Source organism: Burkholderia sp. B21-005 (assembly GCF_020843965.1).
GTDB lineage: Bacteria > Pseudomonadota > Gammaproteobacteria > Burkholderiales > Burkholderiaceae > Burkholderia > Burkholderia ambifaria.
This window is the reverse complement of the sequence record NZ_CP086301.1, coordinates 14,151-29,012: the sequence shown is the minus strand read 5'-3', so window position 1 is coordinate 29,012 and position 14,862 is coordinate 14,151. Positions and strand designations below refer to the sequence as shown.

Below are 14,862 nucleotides of genomic sequence, written 5' to 3'. Positions count from 1 at the left end.
CAGCCGGCATGAAAAAAGGGCGCCGAAGCGCCCTTCCGTCTCATGTAGCGCTGCGCTTACAGCGTGTGGCCGAAGGCCTTGCGATGCGCGTGATGCGTGGACGTCGATGCATGCGCGGTATGCCCATGCGTTTGGCCATGAGCGTGGCCCGGCTGCGCACCCGCACGATCGGCGATCGTGTCGGAGCGATCGGCAGCTCGCGCGAGGCCCTTGTCGCGGTCGCCCGCGCGGAAGCCGTTCGAGTTGCTGAGCGCTTGGCCGCTCATGTGGCCGCCGGACATGCCGCCCGCGTTGCCGCCGGAGCCGCCTGCGCCATGACCACCGCCGTTGCCGCCACCACCACCATTGCCGCCGGCCGCCGCATTCGCGGAGACGGCACCGAGTGCGAGCAGCGCGGCTGCCAGCACGGACAGATATCGTTGGGTTTTCATTATTGGCTCCCTGGAGCGCGTTCGAGTGATTGCATTCTACGAACGCGCGGTTTCCGTGCTGCTCGACGTTGTAAATGATCGTAACGGTGCGCGCCGTGCACATTCGTCATATCAATTGGTCCGGTTTCGGCCGCACGGGCGAACCGCGCGGCCGGCCGTCATCAAACCGGCATCATGCGATCACGCTCACTGTGTCGTCGTGATCAGGATTCTCGTGAACCCGGTCGCCGGGTTCAGTTCCAGCCGCCGCGCCAGCCGTCGCGGTCATGCCAGCGGCGCTCGCGCCACTCGTGCTCGCGCCATTCACGGCGGCGCCACTCGTGTTCGCGCCATTCGCGCGCACGCCAGTCGTCGTCACGGTAACCCACCGGCGCGTACATGACGGGCGGAGGCGGCGCCACATAGACCGGCTCCGGCGCCGCGTAGACGCCCGGCACGCCAATGCCGACCGACAGGTCGACGTGGGCCGATGCGACGCCCGAAGCTGCCAGCGCCGCTACACCGAGAACTGCACCGAGAATAAGTTTCTTGCTCATCTCGCGACTCCCTGCACGTGTCGTGCTTCATGTGAATACGGTTCGGAGTCTAGGCACCCTGCGCCGACACAGGTGAAACCGGTCTGCGAGAGCGGTAACGGACGTTTACGGGTGGCCGCAGAGCCTTACGGGACAAGGATGACGAGTGATTCGACACGCCGTTGCAACGGCGCGTCGAATCGATAAAGGCGGGAATTTTTGCCGGTTCGCGTGCCGGCGACGCGGGCAACACGCGTACCGCACGCCGTGCGAGCGGTACGCAACGACCCAACGACCCAACAACGTCAAGCGCGGATATCGTCGACGCTGCGCAGCCAGTGCACGCTGAACAGGTTGTCCGCGTCGGTCCACACTGTGTCGGGCTCGAAGCCCGCACGCCGTGCGATCGCGTGGAAGCCGTCGATCGTGAACTTGTGCGAGTTCTCCGTGTGGATGCGCTCGCCGGCGTCGAAGCGGAACGCATGGCCGCGCACGTGCACCGTCTGCGCGATATCGCTGACGAGATGCATCTCGATGCGCTGCCGCTCGCGATCGTAGAACGCGCAGTGCGAGAACGCGTCGAGATCGAAGTCCGCGCCGAGTTCCGCATTCGCGCGGGCGAGCAGATTCAGGTTGAACTGCGCGGTCACGCCCTGCGCGTCGTTGTACGCGTCGTGCAGCGTGCGCTCGTCCTTCACGAGATCCGCGCCGACCAGCAGGCCGCCGCCGCGCAACAGCCGCGCGGCGTCGCGCAGGAACGCGTCGGCTTCCTCCGGCGAAAAGTTGCCGATCGTCGAGCCGGGGAAGAAGCCGATGCGGCGGCGCGGCGTTTCGGTCAGCTCGGCCAGTTGTTCGGCCTTCGTGTAGTCGGCCGCGATCGGCGCGACGTCGAGCCACGGATACGCGGCACGCAGCCGCGCCGCGGCGCCGTGCAGGTAGTCGGCCGAGATGTCGATCGGTACGTAGCGCGCCGGCGCGTTCGCGTAGTTGTCCGCGCATGCATCGAGCAGCACGCGGATCTTCTCGAGCGAACCCGCGCCGAATTCGACGATGTCCGCATGCGGGCCGACGCGACGCACGATTTCCGCGGCGCGATCGCGCAGGATGCCGAGCTCGGTACGCGTCGGGTAGTACTCGGGCAGTTCGCAGATGCGGTCGAACAGCGCGGAGCCGGCCGCATCGTAGAAGTATTTCGGCGAAATGCTGCGCGGCGTGCGCGACAGTCCGTCGATCAGGTCGCGCTCGAACGCGCTCGGCCGCGAATCGCGGGCGGGTTGCAGGCCACCGCTCGTGGCCGTCAGGTCAGACGTCTCGCGCAAGTCGCACTCCCGTGAATTGCCAGCGCGCGGCCGGCGGAAAGAAATTGCGGTACGTCGGCCGTTCGTGCCCCGGCGGCGTCGCGACGCTGCTGCCACGCAGGACCTGCTGGCCGACCATGAACTTGCCGTTGTATTCGGCAGCTACCCCGGCGAGCGGCCGAAAGCCCGGGTACGGCTCGTAGGACGAACGCGTCCACTGCCACACGTGCCCGAGCATCTGCTGCATGCCGTCCGTGCCGAACGCGGCTTCCCATTCGAACTCCGTCGGCAGGCGTGCGCCGGCCCATTCCGCGTAGGCGGCCGCTTCGTAAAAGCTCACATGACACACGGGCGCATCGGGCGCGAGCGGCTCCACGCCATGCAGGCCGAACGCGCGCCATGCCTGTACGGTTGTTGCATCGCCGTCGTCGTCGGGAATCCAGTACGAGGGCGCCGACCACCCTTCCCGCTGCACCGTTGCCCAGCCATCGGACAGCCAGAATTCGGGGCGTTCATATCCGCCGTCAGCGACGAAGGCCGCGAATTCCGCATTCGTCACGAGACGGTTCGCGATCTCGCACGGTCGCACGAGCGCCGTATGGCGCGGCCGTTCGTTGTCGAACGAGAACGCGTCGCCGTCGTGGCCGATCTCGACGAGTCCGCCCGGCTGATGCAGCCAGCGCAACGGGCCGGCGTCGCCCGCGGCCAATGCGGCGTGCGTGTCGGCACCGTTGCGCGGCCGGAATGCAGGCTTGAGCGGGTTGCACGAGAACGCATGCAGCATGTCCGTGACGATCAGCTCCTGATGCTGCTGCTCGTGATGCAGGCCCAGCTCGATCTCGGGTGCGATCGCGGTGAGCAACGCCGGATCGGCATCATCGAGCGCGCGCAGCATCGCTTCGTCGACGTACTGCCGGTACGCATGCACGTCATCGAGCGACGGACGCGTGAGCAGCCCGCGCTGCGGCCGTGGATGACGCGGGCCGAGCGCTTCGTAATAGGAATTGAAGAGGAACTGGAAGGCTGCGTCGAACGGCGCGTAGCCGGGCACGCGGCGCATCAGCACGACGGTTTCGAAGAACCAGGTCGTATGCGCGAGATGCCATTTCACCGGACTCGCGTCGGGCATCGACTGCACGGCCTGGTCTTCGGCGGATAGCGTCGCGGTCAGCGCGAGGCTATGGGCGCGCACGTCCTGGTAACGGCGCTGAAGCTGGGATGCAAGGAGGCTCATCGGTTTACCGTTCACGTCGCGATTCGCTGCGTTGCGTTGCCGGAAAAAGGAAAGCCTTGCGCTCGAATGCGCGCGGCTGACGTGCGACCTTCGTTGCTGCGTCGTCGGGCAGCCGGCGCGCGCGCCGGGCCGCTGATGCGGCATCACTTCTTCTGCCCGTGCAGAACAGTATGGGCCAGAAATGTGAACGTCGCGAATCGGATTTCGGGCGAAACAAAGGCGAAAGAAAAATGAAAGAATTTACCCCGTCTGGCTCGGCGGCATGACGAACCGTCGACGCCCGTCATGACGGGGCTCGGCCACTCTAGCGCAATGTGCATGCCTGCGCGTGCGCGCTACCGACGCCTCATGACAGCCATGCGGCGCAGATGAAAGGTCGATGGCGCGGCTTCGCCGGAGCAACGGGCGTCATGCGGGCGATGTCGGATCCCGATTCGCGCGCGGGTGTCGCGGGCATCGGCACCACGTTCGACCCCGCATGCTTCCCCGCCTTTGAAAATTTTTTGCGTCGATGTCACACGCGCGGGGAGCTCGCTCGTCATATCACCGGAACCCACACGAAAGGAGAAGGAACCATGACTGCAAAACTCAATCCGTTTGCCGCCGCCCCCGCGCTGATGAAGAGCTGGATGACCATGTCGGTCGCTGCTGCCGGGAGCCTCGAGCCGACGCTGATCGAGCTGGTCAAGATCCGCGCATCGCAGATCAACGCGTGTGCGAACTGCCTTAACATGCACACCGTCGAGGCGCGCGAGCAAGGCGAGACCGAGCAGCGCATCAACCTGCTGGCCGCCTGGCGCGAAGCGCCCTGCTACACCGACCGCGAACGCGCGGCGCTCGGCTGGACCGACGCGCTCACGCGGCTGTCGGAGGGCCACGGCGCGCATGAGGCCGCGTATGCGGCGCTGAACGACCACTTCAGCCAGGAGGAACAGGTGAAACTCACGCTGATGATCAACGTGATCAACGGCTGGAACCGGCTTGCCGTCGGCTTCGGGCTGTGGGTCGATCCGGCCGAAGCGAAGGCCGCGGCCGCGAAGATGGTGGCCTGATGACGAGCGTCGATCCGGCCACGGGCAGTGCCGAAGACCGGGCCGATGCAGCGGCGAGCTTCGACCCGCTGCGTCGCACGCTGATTCGCGTCGCGTACCGGATGCTCGGCTCCGTCGCGGACGCCGAGGACATGGTGCAGGAGGCGTTCATCCGCTGGATGGATGTCGATCGCACCGAGGTACGCGTGCCCGAGGCGTTCCTGCGCCGCATGGTGATGCGCATGTGCCTCGATCAGCTGAAGTCCGCGCGGCACCAGCGCGAGACCTATATCGGCCCGTGGCTGCCCGAGCCGGTCGTCGAGGAAGATGAACAGGAGGACGTCACGCTGCCGCTGATGCTCGCGCTCGAACGGCTGTCGCCGCTGGAGCGCGCGGCGTTCCTGCTGCATGACGTGTTCGGCCTCGAGTTCGACGAGATCGCGACCACGATCCAGCGCGACCCGGCCGCATGCCGGCAGCTTGCCGCGCGCGCACGCACGCATGTGCGCGAAGCTCGGCCGCGGTTCCATGTCGAGAAGCAGCGCGGGATCGAGCTGGCCGAGGCGTTCTTCGCGGCGTCCCGCAGCGGCGACATGCGCGCGCTCGGCGCGATGCTCGCCGAGGACGTGAGCCTGCATTCGGACGGCGGCGGCAAGCGCACGGCCGCGGGCAAGCCGGTGTTCGGCTTCGAACGCGTGATGAAGGTGCACGAATACCTGGCCGAGCTGTTCACCACGCATGCGTCGAAACTCGTGCGTGCGGGGTTCATCAACGGGCTGCCGGGGTTCGTCACGCTGGAGGCCGACGGTGAGCTGCAGACGACCGCGCTCGACATCGACGACGGGAAGATCGTCGCGATCTATGTCGTGCGTAATCCTGACAAATTGAAGCATCTGCATTGAGGGTGGCCGGTGGGTGCGTTGCGCCCGCTTGCCCTGCTCCGCGCCCTGCTTTGTCGATTGCCGGCTGCTTGCAGCGCGTGGATCCGCACGACGCATCGTGCACATGCATGCGCAGTTTCGGCCGCAAAAAGAAAAACGCCACGCGAGGTTGCCGCGTGGCGTTTGTATGTTTGGCGAGCCGGATTGCCTGTAGGCAATTCGCGCTGCCGGACCCCTTCATTTTGTTCGTTGGTAGGCTCGATTGGATTCGAACCAACGACCCCCACCATGTCAAGGTGGTGCTCTAACCAACTGAGCTACGAGCCTAAGAAGCCGCGAATTATAGAGAGGGTTTTGGAGGAGCACAAGCCCCTTCGTGAAAATTTTTTGAATCGGCGATGCCGCTTTGGGGGATTGTCCGGCGCTCGAGGCAAACCGCAATCGCATCCGGGTTCATCCTCACTGCGACGCCTCACCGAGTCGGAGCACGTTCCGTCATAATGGATTCGTCGCGAATCCTGGGCCGGGGTTGCGAACGACAATCAAAAGCAGGAACCGGCCCGTTCCGGTCACGGGGAACAGGCGCGCGTGATGCACGAACCGCTCGCCACAATGCACGGATCAGTAGCGCCTCGTGACGACGTAGACCGCAACGTACGCGTAACGATATCGGGGTGGGTATGGTCGCGCTCAATCTCGTGATTCCCTGCTTCAACGAAGAAGCCGTGTTGCCGGAGACCGTACGCCGGCTCACGATCCTGCTTGACCGGCTTAGCCGCGACGGCATCATTGACGACGCAAGCGGTGTGACGTTCGTCGACGACGGTTCGCACGACCGGACCTGGTCGCTCATCGAAGGCTTCCATGCCGCCGATTCGCGTATCCATGGCCTCAAGCTGTCGCGCAACCACGGGCACCAGAATGCGTTGCTGGCCGGTCTCATGAAAGTGAACGGCGACGTGCTGATCAGTCTCGACGCCGATCTCCAGGACGACCTCGACGCAATCCCGCGCATGCTGGGCGAATACCACTCGGGCGCCGAGATCGTATTCGGCGTGCGACAGCGGCGCGACAGCGATGGCTTCTTCAAGCGCGTCAGCGCGCGCGGCTACTACCGGCTGCTGCGCCGCTTCGGCGTCGACATCTTGCCGGATCACGCGGACTTCCGCCTGATGAGCCGCCGGGCGATCGAAGAGTTGCGCGGCTTCCGCGAGGTCAATCTGTTCCTGCGCGGCATCGTGCCGTTGCTGGGCTTCCGTACCGCGATCGTCCACTACGACCGACAACCGCGCTTCGCCGGCGAGAGCAAGTATCCGTTGGCGAGGATGATCTTGCTCGCGTCGGACGGCGTCGCGTCGTTTTCGACGAAGCCGCTGCAATGGAGCGCGTACGTTGGCGCCCTGCTCGCGCTGGCCTCGACCCTGTGCGGCGTCTGGGCGCTGTCGATCCGGCTGTTTACCGACCGCTCGGTGCCCGGCTGGGCGTCCACCGTGATCCCGATGTACTTTCTCGGCGGCCTGCAGCTGCTGTTCCTCGGCGTGATCGGCGGCTATGTCGCGAAGATCTATTCGGAGACGAAGCAACGCCCGCGCTTCATCGTCGAGAAGACGCTATGACGGGCAATCGGTCCTGTAGCGCAACGATCCGGCACGCGGCCGGCGGCGGCGGTCTCACGCGGGGGCTCGTGCAATGGATGACAGCACGGTAAGCGGCCGCCTGCCGCGCGCGTGGCCGTATCGCGGAGCCGATCGCGCGTTGCGCGCGTTGTTCGTTGCGACGGTCGCGGCGGCCGGTCTGCTGTTCTGGCTCGCGCCGCACCCGCCGATGGTCGATCTTCCGCAGCATGCGGCGCAGGTCGCCACGCTGCACGACATGCTGCGCGGCCAGTCGCCATGGGCGCCATTGCTGCGGATCAATCTGTTTACGCCCTACCTGCTCGGCTATGGCGCGGCGGCCGCACTGTCGTTCGTGATGCCTGTCACTGCCGCATTCAAGGTCATGCTGACGCTGTCGTTCTACGGTTTCGTCGCCGCGTACGTCGCGCTGCGCCGGCGTCTCGGTACGGACCCGCGCCTCGACTGGCTGTGCGTGCCCGGGTTCTTCGGCTTCGCGTATGAATTCGGCCTCTATTCGTACCTGGTCGCCACGCCGGTCGCGATGGTCTTCCTCGCGCTCGCGCTCGACTATGCCGAGCAGCCAACCTTTCGCCGCGGCGTCGTGCTGGCGCTCGTGAATCTTGCGCTGTTTTTCTCGCACGGGCTGATCTTCGTGTTCGCGAACGCGATCGGCGGATTGTTCCTGCTCGTGCGCCGGCCCCGCACGTTTTCGCGCGCACTGATCGCCGTGTGGCCGTATGCGGTGCTCGCGCTTGTCACGGTGCTGTACACGCTGTTGCATCGTGACGTCGATCTGGCGCCGATGTATCCGTTCACCGTGATCTGGACCATCAATCCACTGGCCCGAATACTTGCCGCCGTGTTCTATCCGTGGGGTATTACCCCCGACAACGGTTTACTGCTGGCCTTTCTGCTGATCGTCGCCGCACCGTTCCTGATGGCGTCGAAGGCAAACCGACACGTCACCGCCTATGTACCGGCGCTCGTTGTGACCATCGTCTGGTTCGGTGTGCCGCTGTTCGCGATCAACACGTTCTTCCTGTTTCCGCGCTTCGCGCTGTTCCTGTTGCCGTTCTATGCATTGATGTTTCGGGCACCCGTGCAGGCCGAATCGGGGCGAGCGGGTACGCCGTGGCTCGTGCTGATGACGCAGCTGATTCTTGCCGCGATCTGCGCCGGCTTCGTCGCGCAGCAAGGCGTGCGTGTGGTGCGCTTCGCCGAGGAGAGCGCTGATTTCGACGTGGTCGCCAACGCGATCGAACCGGCGCAGCGCGGCCTCGGGATCATCGTCGACCGGGCGAGCGTGGCCGCGGACAACCCGTTTGTCTACGAGAACTTTGCGGTCTGGTATCAGGCCGAGCATCGCGGATTCGTCGATTTCAATGCCGCGCGGTTCCCGCCGCAGATCGTCCGTTTTCGGCTCGACCAGTTGCCCGGCGTCGGGCCGTCCGACGTCTCGCCGTTGCCGCTATACCGGCACTTCAACTGGCAGCGGCACCAGGGGCGCTTGTACCGGTATTTTTTCGTCCGCGCCGAGACACCGCTGCCGGACGCGTTTTTCGCCAATCCGGACTGTCGCGTCGTGCGCGTGAAGACAGCGGGCGAATGGTCGGTGTATGAGAAGCAGGCTTGTCGGAGCGATTGATTGCACTGCCGTCATATGAGGTGCGTTGCGTCGCGCCACGCGACATGCACCGATCGCGCCATCGGGAGATTGCGATGCCACCTGGATTCATGGCGGACGACGCGCCGCGGCCGTATGACGAGACGTTCTACCGGTATCAGCGCGAAGGATCGGTACGATCCGCGCGCGGCGTACTGCCAGGCGTCAATGCAGTGCTGAGGCCTGCGAGCATCCTCGACGTCGGTTGCGGCGCCGGAGCATGGCTCAGTGTGCATCGCGAGTTCGGCGTGCAGGACTTCACCGGCATCGACGGCGACTATGTGGATCGTTCGGTGCTGATGTTCGACCCCGCCCGCTTCGTGCCGGCCGATATTTCGAAGCGCTTCGATCTCGGACGAGCGTTCGATCTCGTCCAGTGCCTTGAAGTCGGCGAGCACGTACCGAAGGCATCCAGCGAGGTACTCGTCGACAATCTCGTCCGGCATGGCAAACACGTGCTGTTTTCTGCCGCCGTGCCCGGCCAGGGCGGCGAAAACCACATCAACGAGCAGCGCTACGAATTCTGGCGCGACCTGTTCGCGCGCCACGGCTACCAGCTGTTCGATTTCGTACGGCCGCTGATTGCGGCGGATACGCGCATCGAGCCGTGGTACCGCTACAACCTGCTCTTTTTCGTTGCCGCCGACGAAGTGGAACGGCTGCCGGACGCCATCAAACAACACCGCATTGACCGCCGTTCGAGCGTACCGGACGTATCGCCGCCCGGCTACAAGGCACGCAAGTTCATGCTGCGCTGGCTGCCGGTGCGCGCGAAGACCGGGATCGCCATTCTGAAGAGCCGCAAGGTCGCAAACCGATTGAAGCGCAACGAGGGAGACAGGTGAAACTCTCCGTCTACGTTCTCATTCTGGCTGGCGTATTCCTCGCGGCAACCGGTCAGATCGCGTTCAAGCTCGGCGCCGACGGACGCCACGCATTAGCTGAATTCATCAATGCGTGGGTCGCGCTCGGGTTGCTCTGCTACGGCGCGGGCACGGTGCTCTGGATCTTCGCGTTGAGCAAGGCCGGACTCACGGTCGTCTATCCGTTTACCGCACTCACGTTCGTGCTCGTCTTTCTGGCCGGAATCGTGTTCTTCAGCGAGCGCGTGTCGTATGCGCAATGGGGCGGCGTCGCGATGATCCTCGGCGGCCTGTACCTGATCGCCGTGGTTCGATAGAGGGCGGAATTGCGGCGCAACTTATCCACAGATCTCTCTGGATAACCATCCGGCAAGCCTCTGGATTCACAGTGGAACGATTGAGGATATGTCGGCGCGGCTGTGAATCGGCGAAAAGTTGTTCTGTGCTGCACAGAGTTTTTCGTGTGCATCGCCTGTGGTTATGCATTCCGCTTTGCGCTGGAAATTCAGGACGTTACGGTGGTTATCCACTGTGAGGCCGCGTGCTTGTTAACTATCACTACGTATGTATACGAACTCTGTTAACACCATTGGATAAGCACAGTCGGGCGACTGTGATCCGGGCAGGCCATGCACTGCGTGCAGCTAGCAGACAACCAAATCGACGGCCTGTGAGGCCTGCGGTCAACGTGCGAACGATCAGGTCTGTAGAATCGCCGGCATTCACGAGACGACGAGTTGTCGACATGACATTGGCGATCCGGGTTGACTGGCAAAGCGGCGTGGTTCACGCCGACCGCGTGCGTATCGCGGTCGGCGGCGACGGGCGATTGAGTGAGGACGTTCGGCGCTTGTGTTCGCCGGTGCAGGCGTTGGAGAGCGGTGCGGTGCGTTATCGCATATCGCAGAAGATCACCTTCGGTGGACACACAGGCGAATGCTTGATCGACATGGTCGAAGCGCGCCTGGCGAGCGTGGCGATCCTGTTCGATACGATTCGCTTCCTCGACGCGAGCATCACAGAGTCGAAGATCGTTCGGTCGATCACGAAGGCGTCGGGACTGGCTGTGGTGAGCGCGCATCCCACAGAGGCGCGACTCGAGCCGTGTTCATGGGGCGTGGCGGAGTTTCGCTACGATCCCAGGCAAGGAGACTTGAGTTTGGAGATGAGATTTGGCCAAGTGCACCTTCAATGAACACGCCTGCTAATCAGCGCTCGTCGAGTTACCGCGAGATCGGTAATACCTAGGGGCAATATTGTTCGATTGCGTGGCACGGTACCAGTCAGTACGTGATCGAACGGATGTAAGCAGAGTGAATCGATCATGACATTCATGCAGTCGGCACTGTTGTGCGAAGACCTCGCTGCGATCGTTCGTGACGAGTTGCGGCTTGGCAATGTTTTGCCGGAGTCTCCCGTACGTTCCGACTGGCCGACGAACGGCGGCGTGTTCGCGGCATTGCGCGACGGTCTCCATCTGCACGCACTCACGTTGCCGCCGCATGTGCGGCACTCGATCTGCACCGATCCGCATTACGGATGGCATGACGAGTGTTTCTGCGAGCGGCACGGACAGTTGTTGGTGGCGGGGCGGACGAAGCCACCGAACTGCTGACGTATATACAGGGCCGTCAGATCGTGTGAGCCAGGCAATGGATGGGGACAAACGCTGCAAACCAGATCGAAAACGCTGTGGCACACTCGCGGCCGGTGTGCGTGGCGCGCCTCACGCTACGCGCAGACTCGACGTGTTCACTTGTTCGAGCCGCGGCTCATGTTGAAAAGATTGTTGATAATCCCGCGCCGGAACCAATCAAAATGCTGTGCGACGAAAGGGTGAGCGCTCCGTATACGGAGAATTTCATCGCGCCATGAGGCCCTTGTGACATGGCTTCGAGCGTTTCGACGCATTGACTCGATCAAGAGGCGGACAATCGATCGCAGTAACGGTCCGGGTGTGGATATCCCGACGGCAAATTTACTCGAAACGCTGTGCGCCGCAGCGGTGAGCACAATCGACCGCGGCGGCTCAGGATGTGGATATCCAATCCGGAAGCCACTCGAAATCCCGTGAAGGAGGAAGGTGAGGGCGGCGACGTTCGATCAAGACATCAATCCGTCCGCCCGATGTGGATAACCGACGCCGTGTTGACTCCAAACGCTGTGCGCTTGAATGGGGAGTAGGCGTACCGATGATTGGCCGCCCGCATAATCAGGTACTCGGACGGCGCATCAGCGATGCCGGGCCTGCGAGGCCGCGCATCGTACCAGTCAAGTCTGCTGATCCAGCGCCTGTACGACCGCTTTCTCCCCGAGGCTCCCCGCCGGCCCCACCACCGCGAAGTTAATCCCGTTCACCGAACCATACCGCGCCAGCAACGACCCATCCACGCGTTGCCCGGCCGGCAGCAGCCGATGTTTCGATTCCGCTGGCCGGAGATAGAAGCTGAGCGTCCGTCCGGCGTTGTCCTCATAGAGCACCATCGCGGCCGTGGCCCCGCTGTCCGTCGTAAACAATCGCCCGCCAACCGGCTTGAACCCGGCCGCACTCAAATCCGGCAACTTCGCCGACGCGCCCACGCGTCTGGTGAGCCACCCCTGCAAATCGCCCGCACTCGTCGGCCGGAAATCCACCTTCGCGACCTGATCGACCACCATCATCCGGTAAGCCTCGAGCGCATCGCTCATCGGCGCGATCGGCGGCGCCGCGTTCCACCCGCGCGCCTGCCACCCGCCGAACGTCCCCAGCCCGATACAGAACACGAACGAAGCCGCGATCGCGAACCGCATCCGCGAGCGCTCCGCACGCCGCGCACGAATCGCCGCCGGATCGAGTTCAGGATTCTCACCCGGCATCCGCACACTCTCGAGCGCGGCCCGCAACCGCTGCGCATCCTGCTGCCAGCGCTTCACCTGTTCCGCACTCTCCGGATGCAGCGCGAGATATCGCTCGACCGCGGCACGCGCATCGTCGTCGAGCTGGCCGTCGACATAGGCCTGGAGATCGTGTTCGTCGGGACGGAGGTTGTTCATTTCATCAACCGGAGAGAAGGAGCGGGAAGCTCGCCGTCGCTGAGCTGGCGCAGCGCCTGACGCGCGCGGGAGAGTCGCGACATCACGGTGCCGATCGGCACGTCGAGCAGGTCGGCGACTTCCTGATACGTGAAGCCCTCGACCGCGACGAGCAGCAGCAGGCTGCGCTGCTCGTCGGACAGGCGGCCGAACGCTTCGAGCGTCGCACGCGCGGCCACCTCGCGTTCGGCCGACGGCCAGTGCAGCTCGTCGTCGTTGCTAATGCGGCCGAGCAGCCACGCGTAACGCTTCGCGCTGCGTTTGCCGTCGAGAAACTGCCGGTAAAGGATCGTGAAGAGCCAGCTGCGCAGCGACGCGTCGTCGCGGCGGCTCGTCCAGCGCGACAGCGCGCGCTCGAGCGTCGACTGGACGAGATCATCTGCCGCATGAACGTCGCGCGCCAGCCAGAGCGCGAAGCGTCGCAGCCTGGGGATGAGTTCGCGCAACGCGTCGTCGTCGGGGGCGTTTTGGGGCATGGCCGGGGCGCTAGCCGATAAGCGTGGAGATTCCGCGTAGGACGCCGGTCGGCGCCGCTTATTCCGTCAGCATACGAAAAATTTCTTCATGGAATAAAGCGGCGCGTGCGGCGTCCTATGCCTGTTCGACAATGATCTGACGATCGGGAGTGCATCCATGAAGCAATCTTCCTCTTCTTCGCCGCCGCGCGAACCCGGGCGCGGGTGGTGGCGCTGGGCCGTGATCGGCGGCGCGGTGGCCGGCGTGGCCGTGGCGTTCGGGTATGTCGGCGGTTGGCTCGCGCCGACGCGGCTGACCCCGCACCGAATCGTCGATGCGCTGCAGACGGCCGGCGGCGGCGCGCATCCGGGTTTCCGGCGCAATCACGCGAAGGGCGTGTGCGTGACCGGTTACTTCGAAAGCAACGGCGCCGCGAGCGCGTATTCGGTCGCGCCGTTCTTCAAGGCGGTGCGCACGCCGGTGGTCGGGCGGTTCGCGCTGCCGGGCGGGAATCCGTATGCGCCCGACAGCAGCGTGCCGATCCGCAGCCTCGCGCTGAAACTCACCGCGCCGGACGGCCAGCAATGGCGGACCGGGATGAACGCGATGCCGGTGTTTTCGGTGGCCACGCCGAAGGCGTTCTACGCGCAGTTGCTCGCGACTCGGCCGGATCCGGCCTCGGGCAAGCCCGATCCGGCGAAGGTGAAGGCATTTTTCGGCGCGCATCCGGAGACGGCTGCATTCCGCGCATGGGTGAAGGGTGCGAAGCCGAGCGCGAGCTACGTCACCGAAAGCTATTACGGGCTGAACGCGTTTTACTTCGTCGACGCAGCGGGCAAGCGCCAGGCAGTGCGGTGGCGCGTCGTACCGGAGCAGACGGCCGGCGCCGGGGACGTCGCGACGGCCGCGGATCCGAACGTGTTGCAGCAGGACCTGACGCATCGCATCGCAGGCGGTGCGCAGAAGTGGAAGCTGCTGGTCACGCTGGCGGAGCCCGGCGATCCGGTGGACGACGCGACGAAGGTCTGGCCCGCGCAGCGCACGACGATCGACGCGGGCACGCTCGTGCTCGATCGCGTGGAGCCGCAGGACAGCGGGCCGTGCCGCGATGTGAATTACGACCCGACGGTGTTGCCGCAGGGGATTCAGGTATCGGGGGATCCGTTGCTGGCGGCGCGGTCGGCGGCATATGCGGATTCGTATCTGCGCAGGACGAGTGAAGAGGCCGGCGTGGCCGGTGCGGCGCGGTTGAGTGCGGAGGGACGGTGATGAAGGCGACTACGACGTTTAGCTTGCCGGCGAGGGTGCTGCATTGGGTGATGGCCGCGATGATTCTCACGATGCTGTTTATCGGGGTGGGGATGGTGGCGTCGGTTTCCGAGCGGCATGATTTCCTGGTGGCTTTGCATAAGCCGCTGGGGGTTGCGGTGCTGGTACTGGTTTGTGTGCGGATCGTGGTGCGGTTCATGTCGAAGCCGCCGGCGTTGCCAGCGGATCTTCCCGCCTGGCAGAAGGTGGCCGCGCATGGGTCGCATCTCGTGCTGTATGCGCTGATGGTCGCGATGCCGCTGATCGGCTGGGCGATGCTGTCGGCTGGCGGGTATCCGGTGACGCTGGGCGGCGGTGTGCAGTTGCCGGCACTGGTTTCGGCGGATCCGGTGACGTTTGCCTGGCTCCGGGTCGCGCACCGGCTGCTGGCTTACCTGTTCTTCGCTACGTTCGTCGCGCACTTTGCGGCCGCGCTGTATCACGGCTTGATCCGGAGGGATGGGGTGGTGAGGGCGATGGTGGGGAGGTGAGCA

Annotated in this window: 16 protein-coding genes and 1 tRNA gene; 10 read left to right on the top strand and 7 right to left on the bottom strand. The window is 64.5% G+C overall.

Going from position 1 to position 14,862, the window contains the following annotated elements; translation table 11 throughout:
• Positions 1–56 precede the first annotated feature (56 nt).
• The 4 genes from LMA02_RS00130 to egtB all read right to left on the bottom strand — a co-directional run bounded on the left by LMA02_RS00130 (position 57) and on the right by egtB (position 3,478).
• Entirely contained in the window at positions 57–431 is a 375-nt protein-coding gene (locus LMA02_RS00130) for a hypothetical protein (RefSeq protein ID WP_228906309.1), read from the bottom strand.
• Between the two features lie 233 nt (positions 432–664).
• Positions 665–967 carry a hypothetical protein gene (locus tag LMA02_RS00125; RefSeq protein ID WP_166723975.1) on the bottom strand — a complete coding sequence of 101 codons (303 nt, stop codon included), beginning with the start codon at positions 965–967 and terminating at the stop codon, positions 665–667.
• Between the two features lie 284 nt (positions 968–1,251).
• The gene (egtD, locus tag LMA02_RS00120; protein WP_012362707.1) at positions 1,252–2,265 is read right to left on the bottom strand and encodes an L-histidine N(alpha)-methyltransferase; all 1,014 of its coding nucleotides are present in this window, start codon (positions 2,263–2,265) and stop codon (positions 1,252–1,254) included.
• Positions 2,249–3,478 carry an ergothioneine biosynthesis protein EgtB gene (gene egtB / locus LMA02_RS00115; protein ID WP_228906307.1) on the bottom strand — a complete coding sequence of 410 codons (1,230 nt, stop codon included), beginning with the start codon at positions 3,476–3,478 and terminating at the stop codon, positions 2,249–2,251. Before egtB ends, egtD begins: the two co-directional genes overlap by 17 nt.
• Positions 3,479–4,053: 575 nt before the next feature.
• Here egtB and LMA02_RS00110 point away from each other — a divergent pair.
• Positions 4,054–4,530, top strand: a complete 477-nt coding sequence (locus LMA02_RS00110; protein ID WP_124499620.1) for a carboxymuconolactone decarboxylase family protein — start codon at positions 4,054–4,056, stop codon at positions 4,528–4,530.
• Positions 4,530–5,411 carry a sigma-70 family RNA polymerase sigma factor gene (locus LMA02_RS00105; protein ID WP_228906306.1) on the top strand — a complete coding sequence of 294 codons (882 nt, stop codon included), beginning with the start codon at positions 4,530–4,532 and terminating at the stop codon, positions 5,409–5,411. The genes LMA02_RS00110 and LMA02_RS00105 overlap by 1 nt, the downstream gene beginning before the upstream one ends.
• A 229-nt stretch (positions 5,412–5,640) precedes the next feature.
• Here the strand turns inward: LMA02_RS00105 and LMA02_RS00100 are convergent.
• Positions 5,641–5,717, bottom strand: a tRNA-Val gene (locus LMA02_RS00100).
• A 353-nt stretch (positions 5,718–6,070) separates the two neighbouring features.
• Between LMA02_RS00100 and LMA02_RS00095 the strand changes: the two genes are divergently transcribed.
• The 6 genes from LMA02_RS00095 to LMA02_RS00070 all read left to right on the top strand — a co-directional run bounded on the left by LMA02_RS00095 (position 6,071) and on the right by LMA02_RS00070 (position 11,147).
• Positions 6,071–7,006, top strand: a complete 936-nt coding sequence (locus tag LMA02_RS00095; protein WP_228906303.1) for a glycosyltransferase family 2 protein — start codon at positions 6,071–6,073, stop codon at positions 7,004–7,006.
• Between the two features lie 73 nt (positions 7,007–7,079).
• Complete coding sequence (locus LMA02_RS00090) at positions 7,080–8,651, top strand: hypothetical protein (RefSeq protein ID WP_228906302.1); 1,572 nt, start codon at positions 7,080–7,082, stop codon at positions 8,649–8,651.
• 89 nt (positions 8,652–8,740) lie between these two features.
• Positions 8,741–9,514, top strand: a complete 774-nt coding sequence (locus LMA02_RS00085; protein WP_228906295.1) for a methyltransferase domain-containing protein — start codon at positions 8,741–8,743, stop codon at positions 9,512–9,514.
• Positions 9,511–9,849, top strand: coding sequence for an EamA family transporter (locus LMA02_RS00080; RefSeq protein ID WP_006750400.1), 339 nt, complete (start codon positions 9,511–9,513; stop codon positions 9,847–9,849). Before LMA02_RS00085 ends, LMA02_RS00080 begins: the two co-directional genes overlap by 4 nt.
• 428 nt (positions 9,850–10,277) lie before the next feature.
• Entirely contained in the window at positions 10,278–10,727 is a 450-nt protein-coding gene (locus LMA02_RS00075; RefSeq protein WP_228906291.1) for a hypothetical protein, read from the top strand.
• Between the two features lie 129 nt (positions 10,728–10,856).
• Complete coding sequence (locus tag LMA02_RS00070; protein WP_228906289.1) at positions 10,857–11,147, top strand: hypothetical protein; 291 nt, start codon at positions 10,857–10,859, stop codon at positions 11,145–11,147.
• 656 nt (positions 11,148–11,803) lie between these two features.
• Here the strand turns inward: LMA02_RS00070 and LMA02_RS00065 are convergent.
• Together LMA02_RS00065 and LMA02_RS00060 are read right to left on the bottom strand one after the other, a co-directional pair.
• Positions 11,804–12,565, bottom strand: coding sequence for an anti-sigma factor family protein (locus LMA02_RS00065; protein WP_228906287.1), 762 nt, complete (start codon positions 12,563–12,565; stop codon positions 11,804–11,806).
• Positions 12,562–13,080 (bottom strand): sigma-70 family RNA polymerase sigma factor, encoded by a 519-nt coding sequence (locus tag LMA02_RS00060; RefSeq protein ID WP_228906285.1) that lies wholly within the window; start codon positions 13,078–13,080, stop codon positions 12,562–12,564. Before LMA02_RS00060 ends, LMA02_RS00065 begins: the two co-directional genes overlap by 4 nt.
• A 157-nt stretch (positions 13,081–13,237) precedes the next feature.
• Here LMA02_RS00060 and LMA02_RS00055 point away from each other — a divergent pair, with 157 nt between their 5' ends.
• Entirely contained in the window at positions 13,238–14,329 is a 1,092-nt protein-coding gene (locus LMA02_RS00055; protein WP_228906284.1) for a catalase family peroxidase, read from the top strand.
• The gene (locus LMA02_RS00050) at positions 14,329–14,859 is read left to right on the top strand and encodes a cytochrome b (RefSeq protein ID WP_175746951.1); all 531 of its coding nucleotides are present in this window, start codon (positions 14,329–14,331) and stop codon (positions 14,857–14,859) included. Before LMA02_RS00055 ends, LMA02_RS00050 begins: the two co-directional genes overlap by 1 nt.
• The last annotated feature ends 3 nt before the right edge of the window (positions 14,860–14,862 follow it).